Raw genomic sequence first — 16,079 nt, forward strand, 5'->3', positions numbered from 1 at the left:
GTGCGCGGTTTTGTAAATTATTTTAGTATAGCCAATTGTAAGCGAGAGCTAAAAGCCTTGGCAGGTTGGATCAGACGAAGACTAAGGGCAATACAGCTGAGGTTGTGGAAGAAGCCATCAAGGCTACATCGACGACTAAAGCAGTTAGGGAAAAAGCCACCGTTTAAGTTCATAAAGATGAACTCGTGGCGTAACTCACTAAGCCCTTTATCTTGTGTATCGATGCCAAACCAATGGTTTGAGGAGCTTGGTTTATATCCAATAGAAAAAGTGAATACGGGATGGCTTGCTTTATCAGCGTTTAGGAAATAAGTTGATAAAATGTGAAGGGTACAGGAGCCGTATACGAGGTCCGTACGTACGGTTCTGTGAGAGGGATGAGGCATAAGCCTCACCCTACTCGATATTGCCTAATTTTTACCGATTTTAGTAATGCGGTGGAGGCGGCTCAGGTACTTCAGACATCATAGATGATGATGACTGCGACTCTTTAATTTTTTCTGCTAGCAGCTCGGTTTGGCGTTTCATTTTTGCTAACAGCTGTTGGTGCACTTTTATTTCATCATTTAAGACTTCAATCGTTTCGTCTTGAAAAGCCACTTTGGCTTCAAGTTCCATTAAGCGATGTTCAATTGTGTTCATTATTCTCTCGTATAATAAATCGCTCTGCGATCCCGCTGGAGCTTTCGGTTAACAACGACTTACCGTTATCTGTAAATGTCACATCTAGCACCACCGCCGATTTAGGCTTACTGCCTTCGCGCGGGGTAACCTGCCAAGTTTGAATTTTTTCACCGCTTGGTATTTGCCACAAATCTACACGCTTATTTGGCGAGCCGGTTGCAAGCAAAGTGCCTTGTTCGTTAAAACGCACAGCAGTAAAAATTTTCTGACGCGCAATATACTTCAGTTTACTCACAAGATCACCTGTAGTCAGCTTCCATACATTTGCTTGTGCCATACTATCGGCCGTAAACGCATAGCGACCTTGTGGATCGAGCGTTACTTGGGTAACACGCGTTGGGTGATTAAAACGATGAATTACTTGTCCGGTACGTGTATCCCAAAAGTAAGCAACATAATCGTTAGAACCACTTAAGGCAAAGCGTCCGTTAGGTGACAGGTCAACGGTGTTAACTTTATCTTGATGACCTAAAAACTCAATACGACGCCCAGTTTCTAGGTTTACAAATACGACAACGCCGTCGCTACGGCCGTATAAAACACTACGGCCTTGATTGCTAATAGCAATATCGCGAATACTGGCTTTCTGTATTTTGTAATAACCTTGATTTTTGCCTGTGGCTATATCCCACACAGCAAACGTGGTTTTTTCGGCGGTAACAGCCACGCTGTTATCAAAAGCAATGGCAACAGCGTACACTAGGCTGTCTTGTGACTGCTGCTGAAACCATTGGTATTTTAGCACCTGCTGTTGATTATCCCACAGGGCGACCCCATGGTTGATAGAGGAGATCAAACTGTATTTACCATCGTTTGAAACTGTTGATGAAAACGCACCTTGTGCAGCATGTTCGTAACTTGCTACAGCGTGTTGTTTTTTATCGGTACAGGCGATGGCTAAAAAACAGCTAAATACGATTAAAAAAGTACGAAATATCGACATATTACAGGTATTTCCCCTTAACTCTTAGTGACTGAGAGGTTAGACTAGGACGCGTTAAATGCCTAGGTTGTTTGTCTAATCACTGGATATGTTTTTAGTTTAGCTAACAATATGGAATTTAGTCATTAAACAAGCAGCCTATCATGTGGGCCGTTAATCTTTCACTAGTAATAATACATTAAAATGACAACTGCAAAGTATGTCGGAGATTTAAAATGAAAAAGACAATTAGATTGTCATTGATTGCAGCGTCAGTTTTAGCGCTTACAGCTTGTAATCAAGAAGCAAAAAAAGAACAAGCTGAAGTTAAATTAGACACTGTAGAACAGCAACAAGCATACGGTATTGGTGCATCTGTAGGTAACTTTTTAAATAAAGACCTAGCAGACAAAACAGAAATTGGTATTGAACTAGACCAAGCACTTTTAATTCGTGGTTTTGAAGATGCGCTTGCTGGCAATGCAAAAATTGACGAAGAAAAAATTCGCGAAGTATTAACTGCACTAGATACATCAGTACGTACTAAGCAAGAAGAAAAAGCTAAAGTAGAGTCTGAAAAAAGTAAAGAAGCAGGCGCTAAATACCTAGCTGACAACGCTAAAAAAGAAGGCGTTACAGTAACTGAGTCGGGTCTACAGTACGAAGTACTTAGCGAAGGCGATGGCGAAAAGCCAGTGGCAACTGATGTAGTTAAAGTACACTACAAAGGGACTTTATTAGACGGTACTGAGTTTGATAGCTCATATGCACGTAACGAACCGACAACTTTCCCTCTTAACCGCGTAATTGCGGGTTGGACTGAAGGTTTACAACTTATGTCAGTGGGTTCTAAGTACAAGTTCACTATACCTTCAGAACTTGCTTACGGCGACCGTGACTTAGGTAAGATTCCAGCTAATTCAACACTTGTATTTGAAGTTGAATTACTTGAAATTCAAAATGAAGAAGCACCAGCACAGTAATAAGCTTATTGTGTAAATGCAAAAAGGGACCCTAGGTCCCTTTTTTAATACGTGTAAGTAACGTATTAATTCGTGTGATTAGAAAACAAGTTATCAATAAGCTCATCTTCAAGTGCAAAACGTGCTTCTAATGTCTCACCAATAACAGATAAGTCATTATCAAAGTCTTTTAATAAGTCTTCTTTGTCTACTTCTGCGTACTTATCATTAAAATCTAACGCCACATCGGTTGTGCTAGAAATACGCGGGTAAATAGAGTTTGCAAGCTCTTGGCTTTGTAAGCCCTTTTTTTCGCATGCTTTTGCTATATCGTCATATACTTCAAAATGGCCTGCAGATAGGTAATCCATTAAAAGCTGGCAAAATGATTCAATTAGTTTTGGCTCTGGCAATGCTTGATCTTGCTTCTCGTACGGCGTAAAGCCTGCAATTTTGCAGTAAAGTACAATAAGTTCTTGGCGTTCGTTTAGCCATTTATCAATTACTGTGTGGCTACCACCCCATTTTTGTTGAGCTTTTTCTACACGCGTCAGCATAACTGTTCTCCTAGCTGGGTTGGTCTTTCAATTAGAATATAATAAGTTTATGTACATCAAGATATATTTAATTTGCGCGTATATCAACAAGTAAAGTTGAGCTACTTTGAGGGGTGTACCTTTTTATATAATCTAAGGCGAGAGATTTTATTTTAGGCAAGAAAAAACCACCAGTTACGGTGGTCTAATTTCTTTCAGTGACTTGTTATAACAAGCTTTCTTATTTTTATGAGATGATTTTTATTGTTATTATTTTAAAACATTTATTTTTATTGTTTTAAGATTTTTATTATTGTTTTTGTTAACGCGGGACAAACAATAACAAGGTTTTTGTAATGTTGCAAACGTATTAATGAAAAGTTTTAAATGTTATTTATTTTTGTTTGTTTTATAGTCAAAAGGGATTAAAAAACTCCATTCTATTGATCTACCTCTAGGTAAAGCTGTTTTCGTCCCTAAGCAATAGAGGGTCGGAGAATATGGTGGTACAATCTTGCACAATTTATACAAGTCTTAGGATCATTTACGCCATGAGCGAATTAAAAAACGACCGTTATTTACGTGCACTTGCAAAACAACCTGTTGATGTAACTCCGGTATGGATGATGCGCCAAGCAGGACGCTATTTACCAGAGTATCGCGCTACACGTGCACAAGCGGGCGATTTTATGAGCCTGTGCCGTAATGCTGAGCTTGCATGTGAAGTTACACTGCAGCCATTACGTCGCTACCCGTTAGATGCCGCTATATTATTTAGTGATATTTTAACGATTCCAGATGCGATGGGTTTAGGTCTTTACTTTGAAACTGGCGAAGGCCCTAAGTTCGAACGTCCTATTTCATCTCTTGCTGATGTTAAAAAAATTCCAAAGTTAGACCCTACAGACGAGCTTGGCTACGTAATGAACGCAGTAAGCACTATCCGTCGTGAGCTTAAAGGCGAAGTACCGCTTATTGGTTTTTCTGGTTCACCTTGGACGCTAGCAACTTATATGGTTGAAGGCGGTAGCAGCAAAGTATTTGGTAAAATCAAAAAAATGGCGTTTGCAGAGCCGCAAACACTTCATTTATTACTCGATAAGTTAGCTGATTCAGTTATTGATTACTTAAATGCTCAAATTAAAGCTGGCGCGCAATCGCTAATGGTATTTGACTCATGGGGCGGTGTATTAAGCCCGCGCGATTACAACGAATTTTCACTACAATACATGCATAAAATTGTAGATGGCTTAATTCGTGAATACGATGGTCGTAAAGTACCGGTTACTTTGTTCACTAAAAATGGTGGTCAATGGATTGAAGCTATTGCAGCAACAGGCTGTGATGCAATCGGTCTTGATTGGACTATTAATATCAGCGACGCTAAGCGCCGCGTGGGTGATAAAGTAGCTCTACAAGGTAATATGGACCCATCTATGTTACACGGTACACCAGAGCGTATTCGCCAAGAAGTAGGCACTATTTTAGAAGACTTTGGTACAGGCAATGGCCACGTGTTTAACTTAGGCCACGGTATTACACCAGATGTAGACCCTGAAAATGCTGGCGTATTCATTAATGCAGTACATGAGCTAAGTGCTAAGTACCATAAGTAATAGTCACTTAAACAAGCTTTAAAACTGTTTAAAAGTAAAAAACCCGCTAAGTTGCGGGTTTTTTGTTACCTATTTATAAAGGCTTTTAAAACTACTTATTTAAGCGGTTATTTAAATAAGCGATTTAAGCCATTTAATGCCGCAACACGGTAGGCTTCAGCCATGGTTGGGTAGTTAAATGTGGTATTTACAAAGTAGTCGATATTATTGCCACCATTTTTTTGTTCCATAATAGCTTGGCCAATGTGAACAATTTCAGAGGCACGTTCGCCAAAACAATGTACGCCAAGTACTTCTTTGGTTTCGGTGTGGAATAATATTTTTAAACTACCTACTTCAGTACCAGCAATTTGCGCGCGAGCCAAATGCTTAAACTGAGCACGGCCAACTTCATACGGTACTTTAGCAGCTGTAAGCTCTTGCTCGGTTTTACCTACTGAGCTCATTTCTGGGATGGTATAAATACCGGCCGGAATATCAACAATCAGCCTGTCATCGCAGTTACCACATGCAATTGCATCAGCAGCTATACGACCTTGGTCAAACGCAGCACTTGCAAGGCTTGGATAGCCTATTACATCACCTACAGCGTAAACGTTATCAATTTCTGTTTGGTATGTTTCGTTAACTTTTAATTGGCCACGGCTATCGGCTTTTAAGCCAATGGCTTCAAGATTTAGTGTATCAGTGTTACCAGTACGACCATTAGCAAATAAAATACAGTCAGCTTTTACGCGTTTACCTGATTTTAAATGCATTATAACGCAGTCGTCACGCGTCTCGATTCGGTCAAACTCTTCGTTATGACGAATAACAATACCGCTGTTCCAAAAGTGATAGCTAAGTGCGTCAGATATTTCAGCATCCATAAAAGCAAGTAGTCGGTCGCGTGTATTAACTAAATCAACTTTAGCGCCTAAACCTTTAAATATTGACGCGTACTCACAACCAATTACACCTGCACCATAAATCAGTACACGATGAGGGTCATGCTCAAGGCCAAGTATTGTGTCACTTTCGTAAATACGAGAATGCGTAAAATCTACCTCTGGTGGGCGATAAGGGCGTGAACCCGTTGATATAACGATCGTTTTAGCAGTCAGTCGCTCAGTTGAACCATCATTTCTTTTTACTTCAATTGTGTGCTTATCTACAAAGCTCGCATCACCTTGAAACATATGAATGCGGTTACGATCGTAAAAGCTACTACGTAAATTAGATTGCTTAGAAATAACAGAACTTGCGTGACGTAAAATATCAGGAAATGTTAAGCGGCTAGGGCGCTCACCAACATTGAATAACGGATTTGCTTTGTATTCAATATAGCGGCTAACAGAGTGGCGAAGCGCTTTTGAAGGAATTGTTCCCCAATGTACACAACCGCCACCAACTGATTCTTGGCGTTCAATAACCGCTACTTTTTTATCGTTTTTTGAAAGGTTCATGGCGGTACCTTCACCGCCAGGTCCCGTGCCAATAATTATTGCATCATATTGGTATGTCACGGGTACTTTTTTTTGTTCTGGTTGTTTGGCCACAGCCACTCCTAAATTAATTAAAAGAGGCTTTTAATAACCTCGCATTAAGTGCTAGCCATGCCTGTTTTTGATTTTCCCAGGCGGCTTCCAACTCATGGTATTGTGCCATTAATGCTGAGCGTTCACACTGCTTTGCCATGTTATTTTTTTTAACTTCTAACACTTGTTTTTGTAGTGAACAATAATTTTGCAGTTTTTTCAGCAGTAAATCGTACTCTTGTTGTAATAATGTAATCTTATCTTGTGCTAAAGGCAATTTTGCAAGACGCGTTTGCGTTTTGCTCATTAGCGTTTCAGCCTTTGCTTTTTCGATACGTTCAACAGGTGTACGCTTCAATTTATTAGCTAAACCAACAGCTGCTAAAGAGCGGATCATCCATTTTGTTGGGTCGTAATGAAACCATTTAATACCGTTACGGTAGTCGCTTGCAAAAATATGGTGGAAGTTGTGATACCCCTCACCGTATGTAAATAACGCTAAAAAGCCGTTATCGCGAGCCGTATTTTTTTCGGTGTATGGGCGAGAGCCCCAAATATGTGCAACCGAATTTATAAAAAAGGTAAAGTGTTGACTCAGTACTAAGCGTAGTAAACCTGCAAGAATTAACATACCCCACACATCACCAACTAATAAACCAAGCGCAAGAGGCAAACCTACGTTCATAGCAATAACTAGTTTTAAGTAGTGCTTATGTTGCCACATAACGACTTTATTTCGTTGTAAATCACGACAATTACTATAATCACCGTAGCTATCGCCTTGGTAGTCACGTAACATCCAGCCGATATGGCTATACCAAAAACCATTGGTAGCCGCGTAAGGGTCTTTTATTGGGTCGTCAACTTGACCGTGATGTATACGGTGATCGCTACTCCAATGCAAAGCACTGTTTTGTAGTGCAAAAGCACCGCCAAGCGCAAAAATAAATTCAACAGCAGGGTGTGCGTTATAGGTTTTATGTGCCCATAATCGATGGTAGCCAGCAGTAATTGATAAGCCTGCATAAAACATGCAGCCAACAAAAGCAATCCAATGCGCGCTGGTAAATCCGTAGCTAATGGCGTACCAAGGTACAAGTGTGGCAGCCGCCAAAAAGGTTAGGCTAAAAAATAGGACGTTTGTCCAAATAATCGGTGGTTTATTCATAATTCTCAATCTCAGCGTACAACTGTAAGCTAAAATAGTATTTCAAACTCTCATCGTCAAGTATTAGACTGTACAATTGAGCTAATATCACTAAATATTCATATAAAATAATTCAGGGAGCTGTTGATGTCGGGTGTTAGAGCGCAACAGAAACAAAAAACACGACAGGCGTTAATTCAAGCGGCATTTAATCAGCTGAGTGCTGATCATAGTTTTTCGAATTTAAGTTTACGCGAAGTAGCACGAGAAGCCGGTATTGCCCCAACGTCTTTTTATCGTCATTTTAAAGACATGGATGAGCTAGGTTTAACCATGGTTGACGAAGCAGGCTTAACCCTTCGTCAACTAATGCGTCAAGCACGCAGACGAATAGCAAACGATGGCGGCAGTGTTATAAATACCTCAGTGGTTACTTTTATGGAGTTTATTGATAACTCAAGTAACCAATTTAGGTTGTTGCTGCGAGAACGCTCCGGGACTTCTAAAGCATTTAGAGCCGCAGTAGCGCGCGAGGTAAAACATTTTATTTTAGAGCTGGCTCATTATTTAGAAAGTGAAACTAAATGTAATGCTATGCATGCCTATATTCAGGCGGAATCTATGGTAACGCTCGTATTTAATGCGGGTGCAGAAGCGCTCGATATAGAAGGGTTGCAACGCGACGAATTGATTGAGCGCGTTATTTGGCAGCTGCGTTATATTACTCGTGGAGCCGGGCATTACGTAAGAGAAACGAGTAAAGAAGCATAGCTTAAAAAAATTGCAAAAAGTTAATATAAGCACGGTATATTGCAGTGCTTATTAATTTAAGCGTCACTAGTCATGTATTTGTTATTTTAATTCTCAATGGGTGCCTTGTTTGAATTAAAAAACCCAATTGAATCATTTTTAAATCTGTTTTGTGGAATTTTTATGCTTGCTTCCATCGCTTTGTAATGTTAAAAATAGGCTTCACTGAACACACACACAAGAAAACAAGATGCATATTATTCGTTTAATTACACTAAAACTTAACCTCTTACTGCTATGGTCAGTGAGCGGGGATTAGTGTGTTTGCATCGAGTTGAACACTAAAAACCCCGCAATTGCGGGGTTTTTTTTATCTCGCGGCTGGGATTAATTGAAATTTGGGTAACATAGGAATGAGGGGCAGTTATGCAAGAGCAAGATAAAGTATGGATTTTTGATACCACCTTACGTGATGGCGAACAGGCGCTTAAAGCAAGCCTTACTGAAGATGATAAAATTCAATTAGCACATACAATTAGCCGCTTGAATGTGGATGTGATGGAAGTGGGTTTTCCGGTTTCGAGCCCTGCTGATTTTCGCTCGGTGCAACGTATTGCAACCGAGGTAAAAGGTCCGATTATTTGTGGTTTAGCACGCTCTGTTGCCAAAGACATTGAAGCCTGTGGCGAAGCACTTCGCACAGCACAACAAAGCCGTATTCATACTTTTATTGCTACAAGCCCTTTGCACCTTGAACATAAATTACGTATGAGCCTAGACGATGCAACGGCAATGGCTGTTAAATCAATTAAATTGGCACGTAACTACACTGATGATGTTGAATTTTCTTGTGAAGATGCCGGTCGTACCCCGCATTGGGATTTATGTAAAATTGTTGAGCAGGCAATTAACGCCGGAGCTTCAACTATTAACTTGCCAGATACCGTTGGTTTTGTAACGCCAGATGAGTACGCCGCAATGATCCGTCATTTAATGAATAACGTGCCAAATATTGATAAAGCGCGTTTAAGTGTGCATTGCCACAACGATTTAGGTTTAGCAGTAGCAAACTCGGTGGCTGCAGTGCAAGCCGGTGCACGCCAAATTGAGTGTACTATTAATGGCATTGGTGAGCGGGCTGGTAACTGCTCGCTTGAAGAAGTGGCGATGATCATGAAAATGCGCAAAGACCATTTAAAAGTATACACAGATATTAAAAGTGAAGAAATTTACCGCGCATCTCGCCAAGTGGCTAAAATTTGTAATATGCCAGTACAACCAAATAAAGCGATTGTTGGCGAAAACGCCTTTGCGCATAGTTCTGGCATTCACCAAGACGGTGTATTAAAAGCGCAAAATACTTATGAGATTATGTCGCCAGAAAGCGTTGGTGTGCCAAGTAACCAATTAAATATGACTTCGCGTTCGGGTCGCCATGTTATTGAACATCGCTTAGAAGAGTTAGGCTATCAAAAATCTGATTACGATATGGACAGCTTATACAAAAGCTTTATTGAATTGGCTGACCAAAAAGGCACCGTATACGATTACGACCTTGAGGCGATGATTTACTTTAATCAAATTAACGACAAAGACGAAAAATACCAATTAGAATTTGTTAACTCAGCCTCTAACTCACAATCGGTAGCAAGCTCTACCATTGGAATGCGAATTGATGGCGAAGCTAAACAAGAAGCCGCGACAGGTAATGGTCCAGTAGAAGCCTCGTTTGCAGCTATTGAGCGCTTAACCGGTATGAGCGTTGAAATGATTGAATATAACTTAGAAGCGACAGGTCAAGGTGCAAGCTCATTAGGCCAAGTAAATATTATAGCTAAATACGATGGCCGACCTTATCACGGAGCGGGCATTGCAGCGGATGTGGTTGAAGCGTCGGTACGCGCCATGATCCGTGTTTATAACTTAATTTATCGTGCACAAAAAGTGTCTGATTTAAAACAACAAAGGAAAGCAGGATGAGTAAAACAAACTACAGCGTTGCCGTATTAGCTGGCGACGGTATTGGCCCAGAAGTGATGGCAGCAGCAGAACAAGTACTTGATGCTGTGAGCAATAAGTTTGGTTTTACCCTGAACCGTGAGCATTATGCAATTGGTGGCGCAGCAATTGATGAATTTGGTAAAGCATTACCAGAGAGCACACTTGCAGCGTGTGAAAACGCTGACGCTATTTTATTTGGTTCGGTAGGCGGTCCTAAATGGGAAAACCTACCACCAAACGAGCAGCCTGAGCGCGCATCGTTATTGCCGCTTCGTAAGCACTTTGGTTTGTTTTGTAACCTGCGCCCTGCACAGTTATTACCTGCATTAAGTGCAGCGTCACCACTTCGCGCTGATATTAGCGAAAAAGGTTTTGATATTTTATGTGTGCGCGAGCTAACCGGCGGCATTTATTTTGGCGAAAAAGGCCGTAGCGGCGAAGGCGCTGAAGAAGCTGCTTTTGATACGCAAACATACTCACGTAAAGAAATTGAACGTATTGCACGCTTTGCTTTTGAAGCTGCAAAACTACGTAGTAACCATGTTACCTCTGTTGATAAAGCCAATGTATTAGCATCAAGCGTATTATGGCGCGAAGTAGTCACCGAAGTAAGCAAAGACTACCCAGAAGTAAGCCTAGATTACATTTACGTAGATAACGCCGCTATGCAGTTAGTTAAACAGCCTAGCCAGTTTGACGTACTACTTTGCGATAACTTATTTGGCGATATTTTGTCAGATGAGTGCGCGATGATCACAGGCTCAATGGGCTTATTACCTTCGGCAAGCTTGAATCAATCGGGTTTTGGATTGTACGAGCCAGCAGGCGGTTCAGCACCAGATATTGCAGGTAAAGGCGTTGCAAACCCAATAGCACAAATTTTAAGTGCCGCATTAATGCTACGTTACTCGCTAGGGCAAGACGAAGCTGCGCGCACCATTGAAAAAGCAGTAGCAGAAGCTGTAGAAGCCGGTGTAGGCACGCCAGATATATATCCAAATGCCGGTTACAGCACAAGCGATGTTGCAGCCGCTATCGTTTCACGCATTTAATAACATATTAAAGTTGCAGCACCGTTATGCTGCAACTCAAACAGATTAGGGAATTAGCAAGTGGCCCAAACGTTATACGACAAAATTTGGCAAGCACATACCGTTGCCAGCATAAACGAGCAAACCGACTTACTTTATATTGACCGCCATTTAGTGCATGAAGTTACTTCTCCGCAGGCTTTTGCAGGTCTACGTGAAAAAAACCGTACTGTACGTTGCCCAGAAAAAACCTTTGCAACGATGGATCATAACGTATCGACTAAGAGCCGATCACTTGATGCCGCAAGCGAAGTATCTAAAAACCAATTAATGGCGCTTGATAAAAACTGTAAAGAGTTTGGTATTGTACTTTACGATTTAAACTCAATTAACCAAGGCATTGTGCACGTAATGGGCCCAGAGCAAGGTATTACTTTGCCAGGCACAACCATTGTATGTGGCGATAGCCATACTTCTACGCATGGTGCGTTTGGCGCATTAGCGCATGGTATTGGTACGTCTGAGGTTGAGCACGTATTAGCAACGCAAACGCTACAGCAAAAAAAGGCGAAATCGTTAAAAATTCAAATAAACGGTGTATTGCGTCCAACAGTTACGGCTAAAGATTTAATTATGGCGGTAATTGGCAAGTTAGGTACTGCTGGTGGCACAGGCTATGTAGCAGAGTTTTGTGGTGCAGGCATTGAAGCGCTTTCAATGGAAGCCCGTATGACGCTATGTAATATGAGCATAGAAATGGGTGCAAAAGCGGGTTTAATTGCATCTGACCAAATTACTTATGATTATTTAAAAGGTCGTCCGTTTGCACCTAAAGGCGCAGATTTTGATGCAGCCGTTGAATATTGGGAAACCTTAAAAACAGACGAAGGCGCACACTTTGATTTAGTTGTTGAGCTAAATGCTGACGACATTCAACCACAAATTACCTGGGGCACAAGCCCAGAGCAAGTAATTGGTGTTGATGAGTGCATACCCGATCCAGATAAAGAGCCAGATTTAATTAAAGCCGATGCCATTCGCAGCGCACTTAAATACATGGGCTTAAAAGCGGGCGATAAATTATCAAGCGCAAAAGTAGACACGGTATTTATTGGCTCATGCACTAATAGCCGTATTGAAGATTTACGTGCTGCGGCAAAAATTGTTGAAGGCAAGCAAGTTGTAGCCGGCATAGAGGCGTTAATTGTACCGGGCTCTGGCTTAGTTAAAAAACAAGCTGAAGACGAAGGCTTAGCCGATATTTTTAAAGCCGCAGGTTTTGAATGGCGCGAACCAGGTTGTTCTATGTGTTTAGCGATGAACGATGACCGCCTAGAAGCAGGCAAGCGTTGTGCATCTACTTCTAATCGTAATTTTGAAGGTCGCCAAGGTCGTGGCGGGNATACATGGTCACTTTGTTGATATTAGAGGAGAAGCATAATGAGCGTATTTTTTAGTGGCTTAATGGCTCCACTTGATAAAAACAATGTAGATACTGACCAAATTATTCCTAAGCAGTTTTTAACATCAACTAGCCGCGAAGGTTTTGATGCTGCCTTGTTTTATGATTGGCGTTACCTAGATAACGGTGAGCCAAACCCTGACTTTATTTTAAATCGCCCATGCTACCAAGGCGCACAAATATTATTAACGCGCGACAACTTTGGTTGTGGCTCATCTCGCGAGCACGCGCCATGGGCACTTAAGCAATATGGTTTTGAAGTTATTTTAGCTGAAAGCTTTGCAGATATTTTCTTTAATAACTGTGGTAATAACCAAATGTTAGCCATTGCGTTACCTGCCGACACGCTTGAGCAATTGTTTGTACTTAGCGAGCAGCACGACGATATTAACATTGAAATCGACCTTGAAAATCAAACATTAACAAGCAGTAAGTTTGCGCCAATTAGTTTTGATATTCGTAAAGACGTAAAAGAGCGCTTATTAAGTGGCCTTGATTTTATTGGTGTAACCGAAACACTAAACCCACAAATTGATGCGTTTGAAAAACAACTGGCTACTGAGCGTTCTTGGCAGTAACGCTAAATATATTTGACATGATCGTCAGCATACAGTAAATTTGATGCATCGGCTCGGCACAGCTCATATCCATATTTTTAGCGGATATCAGCAGTCCCGGGCTTTTTGCGTTTTTGTGAGCATATAAATGGATAATAAAATTGCAGTTTTTGTAGACGGAGGGTTCTTTGTAAGGCGGGTAGAGTTCTTTAGCCGGAAATACGTTGGGGCTCAGAAAGTCTTACCTGAACATATGGTTTCCATAATGTTGCACATCATAGACCAACATCAAGTCCATTTGAAAAAAGATATTCTCTATCGTATTTATTACTACGACGCACCTCCTTTTACTGAGCAGTTACGCGAACCGGTTGTACGACCGGGAGATAAAGGAGGGGCAAGAACGAAGAACTTTAAGACAGATCCTAGAACTATTCGACAGCTAGACCTTCACCAGCAACTTTCGAAAACGAGAAAAGTTGCTTTGCGAATGGGTGAGCTTGCTGCTACTAAGCGTTGGATTCTCAACGAATACGCTCAAAAAAGTTTGCTAAAAGGGGATAAGCGTATTGACGAACTCACGCCTGAGGATTTCCATCCTGATTTTCAACAAAAAGGCGTAGATACGCGTATAGGTATAGATATAACGACCCTTACCCTTAGCCAGTTTGTAGATACTATGGTTCTAATAGCTTCTGATGCTGACTTCGTTCCGGCTGCAAAGTTAGCTCGTACTCATGGTGTAGATGTTGTTCTTGATCCGCTATTCGGCACTGTAGCAAAAGGTCTTGAAAAGCACATCGATGGTAAAAAATCTTTTGATATTGTGAAAAAGTTATCTGAACTTTTTAGTGTTCAACCAAACCCTATACCAGAATGGTGGGGTGTTGGTGATTGACATTCTTCTAATCGAAGCGAGTTAAATAAATATCAAAAAAGCACGGCAATTGCCGTGCTTTTTGTGGGTAAATATTAGATGTGGTAGCTAAAGGTTAATGCCTAAAGTCAGCCATTAACGCCGGTATACCAGGTAACATGCCTACAATTGCCATTACAGTGGTAAGTAACACAAACATAATAAGTGGAATCACCCAGCGGCTCATTTTAGTTAACTCAGCGCTGCGCTCTTTACAGCCAATAAGCCCTAAGTTATCAAGTAACATAGTAAGCGACCAACCAAAAGCCGGGTTAACCAAGGTTGAGGCAAACACCACAATAGCGGCTGATTGCGTTGTTTTGCCTTCGCGCGTCATTTCCATGCCAGCTTCAAGTAGCGGAATAAACACACCTACAATAAGCGCTACACAAAGCACAGGTTGCCAAATGGCTAAATCCATAGGGTAACCCCATAAACCAGCAATAATACAAAATACGGCTGTTAAAATGGCGCCAGCCGGAATAGGGCGCTTAGCAATAGCGGCAGGTACAATGTAGGTTCCCCACGATGAGGTAAAGTTAGCACCACCGGCAAGTGAGCCAAATGTTTGTCTAACCGATGCGCTCAGCATGGTGTCGTCGATATTCATTTGTACTTTTTCAGTACGTTGCGGATAGCTTATTTTTTGAAATACTTGATGACCTAAAAAATCAGGTGACCACATGGCAACGGCGAGCACTGCAAATGGGAGTACAACAACAAAGCTTTCAAGCGTTGGTAAACCTAGCATCCAACCTGTGTTTTCGCCCCACCAGTAAGCTGGGTTCATATTTGGTAAACCCGGTGCAGTATGAAACTCAAACGGTGCACCTAAAGCAAAGGCAACCACACCACCAATAAGGCAGCTTAACGGTACGGCTAACCAACGCTTTTTAAAGTGCTCTAATAGCGCATACAATAAAATGGTGGCTAAAATAACAATAAACGCAATATGTGCCATATCAATGGCTTCAGCCCAGGCAAACAGCTTTTTAACCTGCGAAATAGTACCAATAAAACCTAAATAAATGAGTAGCCCGCCACACACACCTTTACTGGTTAGACGCGCGAGCATACTTCCTCCCTTGGTTATGGCTAAAATAAAGCCAAAGGCACCAATGAGTAAGCCAAACGCCATAGGGTGACCGCCAGCAGCAACAACAATAGGAATTAACGGAATAAGCGGGCCGTGAGTACCAGCCAAGTTGGCTGTTGGTAAAATAAAGCCTGAGAATAAGATGATAAAAATAGAAACAATGAGTAATTCGTAGCGCACGTTTTCTAAAACAAAGGCATCGCTTAAACCAAGAGGCGCTGCAAACGTTGCTGCAATAGCCCCCACCATAACGACTTTACCAATAGTGCCCGCCATTGCAGGAATGGTGTCTTCAAATTCAAATCGGTAATCTCTAAACGGTAAATTAGGACGCCAGCGTTTAGGCTGCATAATCTGTAATTCATGTTCGAGATACTCGTCGCGAGTATTAAACTCTGAACTCGGTTTGTGAAGCTGCTCGTAGCTTGGAGCATTCTTGTGCGTGTTTGATGGTGCATCACCGGGTGGTGTAGTTTGCATGCGTTCTCCTGCAACATTGTTGCTTAATCAAATAAATACGGCTTTTGTTAAAGCAAATGAATATTGAACATGCAGGGTAGATCAGCTTTTAGGGTGCTATGTATAGGCAAAAGGTCGTGCATGGTTGTTTTTAATACAGTTAATTTAAAAAACTGCTTTACACTAAAAATTATGAAATTACAGAAGGTGATTAAAAGTTGTTACAAATCATAATCTTGAGTGTGTTATTAAGGAGGCGGAGCACTATTTACTTAATAGTATAGTGTTAACGGCAGGTTATTATCCTTTAGTCTTAGTGGCTGTGAAAGCCGTTTTATTTCAAGCTATTTGCTTGCAGGAGCACGGCTAGCGCATTTTAATCCCAGACTCTAGCAGGGTTGAGCGGTAATCATCGTCTAGCCC

14 protein-coding genes and 1 pseudogene are annotated in these 16,079 nt (G+C 41.3%); 9 read left to right on the top strand and 6 right to left on the bottom strand.

Annotated elements, in window-relative coordinates; translation table 11 throughout:
- The coding region (locus L655_RS0103940; protein WP_024605253.1) for a group II intron maturase-specific domain-containing protein at positions 1 to 312 on the top strand (312 nt) is incomplete at its 5' end.
- A 114-nt stretch (positions 313 to 426) separates the two neighbouring features.
- Here the strand turns inward: L655_RS0103940 and L655_RS0103945 are convergent.
- Positions 427 to 642 carry a SlyX family protein gene (locus tag L655_RS0103945; RefSeq protein WP_004335946.1) on the bottom strand — a complete coding sequence of 72 codons (216 nt, stop codon included), beginning with the start codon at positions 640 to 642 and terminating at the stop codon, positions 427 to 429.
- Complete coding sequence (locus L655_RS0103950; RefSeq protein WP_024604167.1) at positions 629 to 1,627, bottom strand: hypothetical protein; 999 nt, start codon at positions 1,625 to 1,627, stop codon at positions 629 to 631. The genes L655_RS0103945 and L655_RS0103950 overlap by 14 nt, the downstream gene beginning before the upstream one ends.
- A 215-nt stretch (positions 1,628 to 1,842) precedes the next feature.
- On the opposite strand from L655_RS0103950, the gene fkpA reads away from it, so the two are divergent.
- Positions 1,843 to 2,589, top strand: coding sequence for an FKBP-type peptidyl-prolyl cis-trans isomerase (fkpA, locus tag L655_RS0103955; protein ID WP_004335950.1), 747 nt, complete (start codon positions 1,843 to 1,845; stop codon positions 2,587 to 2,589).
- A 65-nt stretch (positions 2,590 to 2,654) separates the two neighbouring features.
- Here fkpA and L655_RS0103960 read toward each other — a convergent pair whose 3' ends face one another.
- Positions 2,655 to 3,125 (bottom strand): Rsd/AlgQ family anti-sigma factor, encoded by a 471-nt coding sequence (locus L655_RS0103960; protein WP_024604168.1) that lies wholly within the window; start codon positions 3,123 to 3,125, stop codon positions 2,655 to 2,657.
- A gap of 530 nt (positions 3,126 to 3,655) precedes the next feature.
- Between L655_RS0103960 and hemE the strand changes: the two genes are divergently transcribed.
- Positions 3,656 to 4,720 carry a uroporphyrinogen decarboxylase gene (gene hemE, locus L655_RS0103965; protein ID WP_002961084.1) on the top strand — a complete coding sequence of 355 codons (1,065 nt, stop codon included), beginning with the start codon at positions 3,656 to 3,658 and terminating at the stop codon, positions 4,718 to 4,720.
- Positions 4,721 to 4,827: 107 nt separating this feature from the next.
- On the opposite strand, the gene sthA is transcribed toward hemE, so the two are convergent.
- Together sthA and L655_RS0103975 are read right to left on the bottom strand one after the other, a co-directional pair.
- On the bottom strand, positions 4,828 to 6,258 hold the full coding sequence (gene sthA / locus L655_RS0103970; protein WP_024604169.1) for a Si-specific NAD(P)(+) transhydrogenase: 1,431 nt from the start codon (positions 6,256 to 6,258) through the stop codon (positions 4,828 to 4,830).
- 13 nt (positions 6,259 to 6,271) lie between these two features.
- Positions 6,272 to 7,405, bottom strand: a complete 1,134-nt coding sequence (locus L655_RS0103975) for a fatty acid desaturase (RefSeq protein WP_024604170.1) — start codon at positions 7,403 to 7,405, stop codon at positions 6,272 to 6,274.
- Positions 7,406 to 7,531: 126 nt separating this feature from the next.
- Between L655_RS0103975 and fabR the strand changes: the two genes are divergently transcribed.
- The 6 genes and pseudogenes from fabR to L655_RS0104005 all read left to right on the top strand — a co-directional run bounded on the left by fabR (position 7,532) and on the right by L655_RS0104005 (position 14,083).
- Complete coding sequence (fabR, locus tag L655_RS0103980) at positions 7,532 to 8,155, top strand: HTH-type transcriptional repressor FabR (protein WP_002961087.1); 624 nt, start codon at positions 7,532 to 7,534, stop codon at positions 8,153 to 8,155.
- Between the two features lie 405 nt (positions 8,156 to 8,560).
- Positions 8,561 to 10,114, top strand: coding sequence for a 2-isopropylmalate synthase (gene leuA, locus L655_RS0103985; RefSeq protein ID WP_024604171.1), 1,554 nt, complete (start codon positions 8,561 to 8,563; stop codon positions 10,112 to 10,114).
- Positions 10,111 to 11,187, top strand: a complete 1,077-nt coding sequence (leuB, locus tag L655_RS0103990; RefSeq protein ID WP_002961092.1) for a 3-isopropylmalate dehydrogenase — start codon at positions 10,111 to 10,113, stop codon at positions 11,185 to 11,187. Before leuA ends, leuB begins: the two co-directional genes overlap by 4 nt.
- Positions 11,188 to 11,247: 60 nt before the next feature.
- Positions 11,248 to 12,567: pseudogene (leuC, locus tag L655_RS01000000125025) on the top strand (3-isopropylmalate dehydratase large subunit); the annotation flags it as partial.
- A gap of 39 nt (positions 12,568 to 12,606) precedes the next feature.
- Entirely contained in the window at positions 12,607 to 13,206 is a 600-nt protein-coding gene (gene leuD / locus L655_RS0104000) for a 3-isopropylmalate dehydratase small subunit (protein ID WP_024604173.1), read from the top strand.
- Between the two features lie 127 nt (positions 13,207 to 13,333).
- A complete protein-coding gene (locus tag L655_RS0104005; RefSeq protein WP_024604174.1) occupies positions 13,334 to 14,083 on the top strand; it encodes an NYN domain-containing protein in 750 nt (249 codons plus the stop codon).
- Positions 14,084 to 14,177: 94 nt separating this feature from the next.
- On the opposite strand, the gene L655_RS0104010 is transcribed toward L655_RS0104005, so the two are convergent.
- Positions 14,178 to 15,677 (bottom strand): DUF3360 family protein, encoded by a 1,500-nt coding sequence (locus L655_RS0104010; protein ID WP_024604175.1) that lies wholly within the window; start codon positions 15,675 to 15,677, stop codon positions 14,178 to 14,180.
- Positions 15,678 to 16,079: the final 402 nt, after the last annotated feature.

The sequence above is a fragment of the Pseudoalteromonas sp. TAE79 genome (assembly GCF_000498015.1).
Lineage (GTDB): Bacteria > Pseudomonadota > Gammaproteobacteria > Enterobacterales > Alteromonadaceae > Pseudoalteromonas.

Coding starts and splice junctions, on each gene's coding strand:
- L655_RS0103945 (WP_004335946.1), bottom strand. CDS start 642: ATGAACACAATTGAACATCGCTTAATGGAACTTGAAGCCAAAGTGGCT.
- L655_RS0103950 (WP_024604167.1), bottom strand. CDS start 1,627: ATGTCGATATTTCGTACTTTTTTAATCGTATTTAGCTGTTTTTTAGCC.
- fkpA (WP_004335950.1), top strand. CDS start 1,843: ATGAAAAAGACAATTAGATTGTCATTGATTGCAGCGTCAGTTTTAGCG.
- L655_RS0103960 (WP_024604168.1), bottom strand. CDS start 3,125: ATGCTGACGCGTGTAGAAAAAGCTCAACAAAAATGGGGTGGTAGCCAC.
- hemE (WP_002961084.1), top strand. CDS start 3,656: ATGAGCGAATTAAAAAACGACCGTTATTTACGTGCACTTGCAAAACAA.
- L655_RS0103975 (WP_024604170.1), bottom strand. CDS start 7,405: ATGAATAAACCACCGATTATTTGGACAAACGTCCTATTTTTTAGCCTA.
- fabR (WP_002961087.1), top strand. CDS start 7,532: ATGTCGGGTGTTAGAGCGCAACAGAAACAAAAAACACGACAGGCGTTA.
- leuA (WP_024604171.1), top strand. CDS start 8,561: ATGCAAGAGCAAGATAAAGTATGGATTTTTGATACCACCTTACGTGAT.
- leuB (WP_002961092.1), top strand. CDS start 10,111: ATGAGTAAAACAAACTACAGCGTTGCCGTATTAGCTGGCGACGGTATT.
- leuD (WP_024604173.1), top strand. CDS start 12,607: ATGAGCGTATTTTTTAGTGGCTTAATGGCTCCACTTGATAAAAACAAT.
- L655_RS0104005 (WP_024604174.1), top strand. CDS start 13,334: ATGGATAATAAAATTGCAGTTTTTGTAGACGGAGGGTTCTTTGTAAGG.
- L655_RS0104010 (WP_024604175.1), bottom strand. CDS start 15,677: ATGCAAACTACACCACCCGGTGATGCACCATCAAACACGCACAAGAAT.